Source organism: Microcoleus sp. Pol12A5, from assembly GCF_036701435.1.
GTDB lineage: Bacteria > Cyanobacteriota > Cyanobacteriia > Cyanobacteriales > Microcoleaceae > Microcoleus.
This window is the reverse complement of record NZ_JAUBQU010000077.1, coordinates 24,153-32,304: the sequence shown is the minus strand read 5'-3', so window position 1 is coordinate 32,304 and position 8,152 is coordinate 24,153. Positions and strand designations below refer to the sequence as shown.

The window sequence follows — 8,152 nt, the reverse complement described above, 5'->3', positions numbered from 1 at the left end:
ATTCTCTCCCGGCGCGGTGGCTCAAGTTCTTCTTTGGCCACCGTTCTCATCTTTATTTAGTCTAAACTACAGTTAATTATTGACAGTCTTAAAAAAATATTTAAAATGAACTACGACTTGCGTCTGCAGTGTCAAAAACCAGGTGGGTTTCTATATTTATCATTTTTTATCGTTGCCAAACCTGTGATTTTGCCCAGAAAACCGATGTTTTAGTGGAGCGTCCTGCGGACATTATAATAACTCACAATTTCTTCAGAATTACTGACTATTTTTTTAGTTGCTAAAAATGTAACAACCCGGATATTTAGCAATTTCAGTGGGAAGGTAAAGTATAGCATCTGTTGTATGTGAGGAGAATTAAGTTTATGAATTCAAATTTGCAACGTGGCGATCGCATTAATTTCCGCAGTCTGGTAACAGCGTTGTGTCTGACCTTAACTCTCGTAAGTTTTGTGAGACTAGATCCGGCTGTCGCTCAAGAACAGCGGATCAGAACGCTGAGTGTTACTGGGCGGGGTGTGGAAGCGATTCCTACAACTCAAACACAAGTGCGGCTTGGGGTTGAGGTGCAGGGGAAAACGGCGGCCGAGGTGCAGCAGGAAGCTGCGAGACGATCGTCGGCTGTGGTAGAGTTGCTGCGATCGCGCCAAGTCGAAAAACTCGAAACTGCCGGCATTACCCTCAATCCCATTTATAACTACGACAACAACCAACAGCGCTTGACTGGCTATACGGCGACGAATACCGTCACTTTTCGGATTAATACTGCATCTGCCGGCACTTTGCTCGACGATGCGGTGAATGCCGGGGCCACACGCATCGACGGTGTGAGTTTTGTCGCTGCCGAAAGTGCGATCGAACAAGCTCGAAAACAAGCACTCCGCAAAGCAACTCAAGATGCTCAAGCGCAAGCGGATGCAGTCTTGAGCGCCCTAAACCTCAAGCGGGGAGAGATTCTGGGCATTCAAGTCAACGGTGCGATCGCGCCGCCTCCAATGTATCGGCAAGTGGCTGGTGCTCGCATGGCTGCTGCTGACGCTACAACGCCTGTGGTGGGAGGGGAACAGCAGGTAGAAGCTTCTGTGACTTTGCAATTTGGATATTAAATAGTTAGGGGTTGAACTGGCCACATCAGCTTGACCCTAACTATTTCTCGATTTATCAAGCAGCTTTTTCTACAAAAAACTTTAGCCGTTTTAACCACTTCTGCCCGTAGTCGAGCAATTGTTCGCCTCCCACACAAATATTTCCGTATCTTCGCCCCCAAGAGCCACAACAATCAAAGCCTTAACAATTTTAGCGCCAAACCAAGTTTCACTCTCAGTAAGTCTGTGGAAAAATTTATCACTATGTAAGGAAATATTAAGTGGCGCACTCTGAGTTAAAGTGTAACTGCTCACCGCAACAAAGTTGCGGTGAGCAGTTACGCCAAATGGCTACAACGTATTATGAACTATGAACGGAATCTGTCCTTTTTCAGGAGGAGAGTTCCTCTCTAAATAGACTCTCCGTTAAACCCTAGGCATCGCATTCCTCCTAAACAGAAAAGAGTGGACTCTTTTCTCAGATCCACTCTCTGTTAAACTCTCTTAGGGCTAGCTTTAACAAGCTGGAGTTAAGTCCTTACTTTACCTAGTCCTTAATGATTCTCTTGTCATGAATGACAACTTTGTCCTTGAGTTTAGGACTCCCGGAGATGTGAATATCCGTATCCCTATTTTCCTCGCCGGATTCGGCTAGATATTGGGCAGATGACTTAACATCGTGCGCTGCACGTTTAGCAGATTCGGCTGCATTTTGGGCAGATGATTTAAAATCATGCGCTGCACCTTGAGGAGATGGGGTTGCATTTTGGGCAGATGACCTAAAATCAGGCACTGAAGGTTTAGCAGATCCGGCTGCATTTTGGGCAGATGACCTAAAATCAGGCACGGGAGGTTTAGCAAATTCGGCTGCATTTTGGGCAGATGACCTAAAATCATGCGCTGCACCTTGAGGAGATGGGGTTGCATTTGGGGCAGATGACTTAACTTCCTGCTTAAAATCATGCGCTGCACCTTTAGCAGATTCGGCTGCATTTTGGGCAGATGACTTAACATCATGCGCTGCACCTTTAGCAGATTCGGCTGCGCTTTGAGCTGATGACTTGATTGATTCGGCTGCACTCTTGCCAGATGACTGAAGCGATTCTGCTGCACTTTTTATAGATGGCTCAACTGCCTTGGCTGTATCTTTTACAGTCGATCTAAACTCCTTAGTTGCCCCCTCAATTTCTTGAGCTACAGCTTTGGCAGAAGGCTTAACTTCATCAGCCGTACTCTTAATAGAGTCCGCTGCACTTTGTATAGAAGGCTTGACACCTTCGACTGTCTGCTTGACTGAATCTTTTACTTCTCTAATCGTAGGTTTGACTTCCTCGGATGCACTCTTGACTGCATCTACTACAGAAGGCTTGGCTTCCCTAACTGTCTCATTGACAGATTCGGCTATACCTTTAATCGAAGGCTTAGTTTCCTCAACAGTCTCTTTGACTGCTTCTGCTGTAGCTTTGATAGATGGTTTAACTTCCTCAGCAGTTTCCTTTACTACTGTCCCTAGCTCTTCTACAGTGTGTGTAATACCGTCTGCTACAGCGTGTGCTGCATCCCCTAGATTATCTACAGCACGGTTAACAGTATCAGCAGTACCTTTACCAATCATAGCGCCAGCAACTGAGCCTGCTACAGCACCAACAATGCCTCCAGAGCGAGCACCCAATATACCACCGACTGCTGCTCCAGCTATCCTCGCACCAAGGCCTGAGCCTGATGATTGCTCTTCCTTTGATTCTGCATTTTCGTTAGTCTGAGCCTGAAGCTGCTGGTTTTTGCTATTGTCAACATTCTTTTCCTGGGAGTCACGATTGGCTTCAGGCTGGTTAAAAGGCTGCTTATTATCAGTCATAGATATGCTTGGGTATTACTACTACATTCACTAGACTAACTATTTACTTCTCATAAAATCTACTGCCTAAGAACTAGATTTGGACTGTTACTTAAGAAGTAGATTCTTAAAGGTACTGACCGCTAGCGCGGTAGCGGCTCGCAGGGTAAGCTCATCTAATTTGGTATAAATTGTACTTGACAAAAAGGGCAAGATATAAAGGAATATCCTGTTAATAGCGGTTCTTTTGAAGCCATTTGAGATATTCCGATGGACAGACAACGAGCGATGGATAGACAACGAGCGATGGACAGATAACGGGCGAAAATAACTCATGTATACAGAGTTGTTAAGAGATTAACTCTTTATATGTAAAACTAAGGAATGTTTATTAAGTATCTCTTGTGATTGCAGGTATAAATGCTTAATAAACATTGAAATAAAAAACTGATTTTCGATTATAAATTAATGTTTAAAAACAATAAAAATACATCTTTATAAAAACTTATAATAATGATTGAATTAACAGATTCGTTTTGTAGACGTTGCTGATTTACGATAAGAAAGGCTAAATATGCAAGTCAGAGAAACCAGTATCCACAAAGATTCGGGATTTTCAACTAATTTTTTTCATACCCTGATTAAGCAAGGTCAGATTTTGGAGTGATCTAACTCCCGATGAGAGCTTTTTGAACAGCAACTTAACCGCTGTAGCCACCAGAGGCGATCGCACTTACGTGTAATTGGGCATAAGTTCGATCGCCCCCAACAAACTCAGCACAATCCAATTACTACCGGATCAGCGCTCAAAGTACCCGATATCGACTACAGTAAACACAAAATATTATTGGCGGTGATTTGAGTGATTGAGACTTTAGCAACAGGAATCGCAGCAGCCGGTTCGCTGCTAGCATTGGGCGGATTAGGCCTAGAGTTGAACTATCGCCGGACTGGAAGTGCAAATAAACTAGAACTAACAGCCGGAGAATGGCACTTAGCCATCTCGGAACCCAACCGCTATCTTTTAGTCGGGGAAATGGAGTTCCGCAACCTGACACAGCGCTTTGAGATTATGTTGCCGGAAGTCCGGGCGCAGGTGAAACTGCTATCAGACGGAAGTTTGGATGGCGTTACTTCCCAGACAAAGGTGATTCCTTGCCACAAAGAGGCAGCAGCCAGAGCAGACGATTACTGGTTCGGCTATATTGTTAAAGCCCAAAAAACCACGAAAATTAAAGTTTCTGTAGACATTCAAGGGCAAGATTTAACCAAATTGCAGTCAGCTTGGGTGCAAGTACACTTCGTCACCTACGGCCCGGGCGGGCGCATCCCCAAAGTCCGTAACGTAGTAGTCCCGCTGCAATTTCCCAACTCGGACACCGTACCCATCGCCAGAAATGTCGGAGTTGCAGAAGTCTTGCCGATTCGCACTCACATACTGGCGGAATTGGACAATCCAGTCGAAATTGTCAAGCGGTACGTGCTGCCGCGCGCCCAGAAAGGCGATATTGTCGCCTTGGCAGAAACTCCCCTAGCTTTGATGCAGGGACGCTACCGCCATCCCAGCGAAGTCAAACCTGGATGGGCGGCAAAGCGAGTGTGTTTGTTTTTCTTGCCCACGTCGAGTTTGGCCACGGCTTGCGGAATGCAAACGTTGGTTGATGTAGTCGGCCCTTGGCGCGTAGTAGCGGCATTTGCGATCGGCGCTGTGGCTAAAATATTTGGCAAACCGGGAGTTTTTTACCAACTTGCAGGGGAACAAGCAAGGCTGATCGACGATGTTACCGGGACTTTGCCTCCCTTCGACCAATTTATTGTCCTCGGCCCGGACAATCCCCAGCAAGTTGTAGAAGAAATTCAACGAGAAACCGGACTTGCGGCGGCGATCGTAGACGCTAATGACTTGAAAGCAGTTAAGATATTAGCAGCGACCTCCGATTTATCGGTAACATTCTTAGAGCAAGCCTTGCGAAGCAACCCCGCCGGGAATGGTGACGAGCGCACACCAGTCGTTGTAATTCGACCTCTGCCACAAAAATCTTGAGTTGAAAACAGAAAATTAAAAATTCAAAAAGATGATTTGAAATTTTTAATTTTCGATCGCGCAAGAAAGGGAGAAGAATCAAAAGTTATAAGTTTTGAACTCAAAATTTACCCATTCAAAACTCAAAACTTCTCTAACTCTTCTCCTTTCTGAATTTTTATTTTTAAATTTCCATTCTCCACTTTTATGCTATGACTTCATTTCCCTCCCAAAACCAAAACCAGGTTGTGATTCGCCCGTTTCAGTATCGCGACATCGAGGTGATGGAACAACTGTGCGCGGAAACAGCCGAAGAGCCAGAAAACCGCAAGGGCGGAAGCGGCGACGTGGTACTAGGTAGAAAGTTGCAGCAGATTCGCCGCTGGTACGGACTGCTAAAGATTTTTAGCTTGTTTCCCAACCCTTGTCAGTCCCTGTTCCGTGCCCATGTTGCCGAAGAAGAGGGGAGCGTTAAGGGCATAATTCAGATTTCTCCTTTCAACCGGACCCGCAGCACTTGGCGGATCGATCGCATAGGAGTAGACCCGGAAGCCCGCAGCAAAGGAATTGGTTCCATGCTGCTGCGGTACTGCTTTGAGGCAGTCTGGGAGGCGCGGACGTGGCTGTTGGAAGTGAATGTCGGCGACAAAACTTCCTTGGCTTTATATCGGCAAAACGGGTTTCAGCCTTTGGCCCAGATGACTTACTGGACGATCGCCCCAGAACGCCTGCAAGAAATGGCCAACTCGACCCCAGATTTGCCCAACCTGCTGCCCGTCAGCAACGCAGACGCTCAGTTGCTCTACCAACTGGATACCGCGTCCATGCCGCCGCTGGTGCGCCAAGTATTCGACCGGCACATTCAAGATTTCAAAACCAGTTTTTTCGGCGCTTTAGTCGAAGGTGTCAGACAGTGGCTGGGCAAAACCGAAGTAGTCAGCGGCTACGTGTTTGAACCGCAGCGCAAAGCCGCGATCGGCTATTTTCAGGTGCAGCTATCCCGCAACGGCCAGCAACCGCACGTCGCCCAGTTGACTGTACACCCGGCCTACACTTGGCTGTACCCAGAACTGCTGTCCCAGATGGCGCGGCTCGTTCAAGATTTCCCGGTTCAAAGCCTGCAACTGGCTTCCGCTGACTATCAGCCGGAACGGGAAGCTTATTTAGAGCAATTTGGAGCAGTGCGCGTGGAACACAGTTTGCTGATGTCTCGATCGGTGTGGCACAAATTGCGCGAGTCCAAGTTGGTCTCTCTCGAAGGACTCCAGCTATCAGAAATGCTGCAAAGCTTCCAGCCAACTCGCAAACCCGTACCGGGCAGGATGTCCTGGCTCGGTCCGATCGCTGGGGAAGCTGCTGCCGGGCCCGCATCCTCGGAGATCAAACCGCTCTTGACTGACTCAGGAAACAGCCAAACGAATCAAGTTAACCCCTTGAACTTCCCGAATTCCGAATCAGCAGCAACCGATGGCAGCATTTTGCCTTTAAATTTGCCGGAGTTGCCTCTAGACGGTGGCTGGCCCGGAGAACTCAATTCTTAATAAGTGAAAGCAGAAGGTAAAAGGTAGAAGACCGAAAAAAAGAGAATTAATTATTCAAAAAGTTCCCTTTTTTCGGTCATAATCCCAAAATATTCCTTCTGCTTTTAATTAATATCAACTTAAGATTACCTATCTTATTCTTGCTTTCTTCTTTTTTCCCTTCGCCTACTTCTCGTCTTCGCGGTTCGCAAAAAAAAATACTCGGGTAATAAAAAAAGTAAATCTTAGATCTAAAATCTAAAATCTAAAATCTAAAACCTAAAATTGATTGATTGATAATGTCCAACGATAAATTATGGATTTCAGCACTGGGATTAGATATCGGCCTCAAACGAGTCGGCATCGCTGGCTGTGACGGCACGGGTTTAATAGCTACGGGCATTACAACACTTGTACGATCGTCCTTCGATCGAGACGTAGCTTATCTCCGAGAAATCGTGCGAGAGCGGAGAGTTCAAATTTTGGTTGCAGGCTTGCCCTACTCCCTGAGCGGAGAATTAGGTGCTCAAGCCCGACAAGTGCAGAAATATGCTACTCGCATCGCCGCAGCCTTAGAGCTCCCCCTAGAATACGTGGACGAGCGCCTGACTTCGGTTGAGGCAGAGGAATTGATGAAAACACAAGGGATTTCGCTGTCGCAAAATAAGGGTGCGATCGATCGCAAAGCAGCGGCCCTGATTTTGCAGCAGTGGCTAGACGAGCGGAGGCAAAATATCTCCGCCCTTCCCAATCCTTGATAGCTTGTAACAGAGGCGTGATATCCTGGTTGTGCAAGTTTGCTACGCACACCTGTAACCCTTGACAAACTGGAGAAAATTCTGGTGTACCCTCGGTACTGAAGCAGCACAAAATCGTGATTTGTCCTCAGTGTCGCATGCTGACTCGACTGAGATTTAAACGCTGCACTCCTCGCCTGTGGAAAAGGCTGCGAGTCTCGCGGTTTAAGCCTGTGGGCTGGCGATCGCCCACTTAGCCAGAATATCGCCACGAAAATTCCCAATTGTCAAGCAAACATTAGTGAATTATTGACGGAAAATAAGATACACGCGATGTCCTCATCCCCATACCGCAAAAAAGAGAATGGCAATTCCAACGAAGAGTCCGTCACCCTGACGGATGAAGTTGGGCGATCGCTGACTTGCAACATAGAATATTCTATGAATCTAGAAGGTCAAGAATACGCTTTGCTGCTTCCGATTGACTCACCCGTAGAAATTTTTACCTGGCAGGGAGACGATACTGACGAAGCAGCAATTCCTGTAGAAGACGAGACCGAAATCGACAAAATTTTTGATACAGCTAAAGTTGTCCTGCAAGAGCAGAACTTGACCCTCCGACGCACGGCGGTGACGCTGACTGTGGTTGGCGAATTGCCCGAATTTCCCGAAGAGGATATGGCATCCGATGTCGATCCAGATGAGGAGTCGGAGTTCGAGGAGCTGATGTGGCTGACCAGCTTCTACCACGAAGAACAGGAATATGCCATTTATACGCCTTTAGACCCCTTCTTTATCTTGGCTAGAATGAATGACGACGGCAAGCCCGAATTGCTTTCGGAAGAAGAGTTCCAAAGGCTGGAACCGATGTTACCTATGCTGGAAGACCAGTTCTTTGACGAGCTTGATTAGATATTAATTGCAGGCACAAGGCCTGATGGCAAAAAGCA

6 protein-coding genes are annotated in these 8,152 nt (G+C 46.8%); 5 read left to right on the top strand and 1 reads right to left on the bottom strand.

What is annotated here, in order from left to right; translation table 11 throughout:
* The first annotated feature begins 365 nt into the window (after positions 1-365).
* Entirely contained in the window at positions 366-1,106 is a 741-nt protein-coding gene (locus tag QUA45_RS19365) for an SIMPL domain-containing protein (protein WP_333221886.1), read from the top strand.
* Between the two features lie 526 nt (positions 1,107-1,632).
* Here QUA45_RS19365 and QUA45_RS19360 read toward each other — a convergent pair.
* The gene (locus QUA45_RS19360; RefSeq protein WP_333221885.1) at positions 1,633-2,943 is read right to left on the bottom strand and encodes a hypothetical protein; all 1,311 of its coding nucleotides are present in this window, start codon (positions 2,941-2,943) and stop codon (positions 1,633-1,635) included.
* A gap of 841 nt (positions 2,944-3,784) precedes the next feature.
* Here QUA45_RS19360 and QUA45_RS19355 point away from each other — a divergent pair.
* The 4 genes from QUA45_RS19355 to QUA45_RS19340 all read left to right on the top strand — a co-directional run bounded on the left by QUA45_RS19355 (position 3,785) and on the right by QUA45_RS19340 (position 8,114).
* Complete coding sequence (locus QUA45_RS19355) at positions 3,785-4,966, top strand: F420-0:Gamma-glutamyl ligase (protein WP_333221884.1); 1,182 nt, start codon at positions 3,785-3,787, stop codon at positions 4,964-4,966.
* 191 nt (positions 4,967-5,157) lie between these two features.
* Complete coding sequence (locus tag QUA45_RS19350; RefSeq protein WP_333097971.1) at positions 5,158-6,486, top strand: GNAT family N-acetyltransferase; 1,329 nt, start codon at positions 5,158-5,160, stop codon at positions 6,484-6,486.
* A gap of 278 nt (positions 6,487-6,764) precedes the next feature.
* Positions 6,765-7,223, top strand: a complete 459-nt coding sequence (gene ruvX / locus QUA45_RS19345; protein WP_333221883.1) for a Holliday junction resolvase RuvX — start codon at positions 6,765-6,767, stop codon at positions 7,221-7,223.
* Between the two features lie 312 nt (positions 7,224-7,535).
* Positions 7,536-8,114, top strand: a complete 579-nt coding sequence (locus tag QUA45_RS19340; RefSeq protein ID WP_172188895.1) for a DUF3727 domain-containing protein — start codon at positions 7,536-7,538, stop codon at positions 8,112-8,114.
* Positions 8,115-8,152: the final 38 nt, after the last annotated feature.

Coding starts and splice junctions, on each gene's coding strand:
- QUA45_RS19360 (WP_333221885.1), bottom strand. CDS start 2,943: ATGACTGATAATAAGCAGCCTTTTAACCAGCCTGAAGCCAATCGTGAC.
- ruvX (WP_333221883.1), top strand. CDS start 6,765: ATGTCCAACGATAAATTATGGATTTCAGCACTGGGATTAGATATCGGC.
- QUA45_RS19350 (WP_333097971.1), top strand. CDS start 5,158: ATGACTTCATTTCCCTCCCAAAACCAAAACCAGGTTGTGATTCGCCCG.
- QUA45_RS19365 (WP_333221886.1), top strand. CDS start 366: ATGAATTCAAATTTGCAACGTGGCGATCGCATTAATTTCCGCAGTCTG.
- QUA45_RS19340 (WP_172188895.1), top strand. CDS start 7,536: ATGTCCTCATCCCCATACCGCAAAAAAGAGAATGGCAATTCCAACGAA.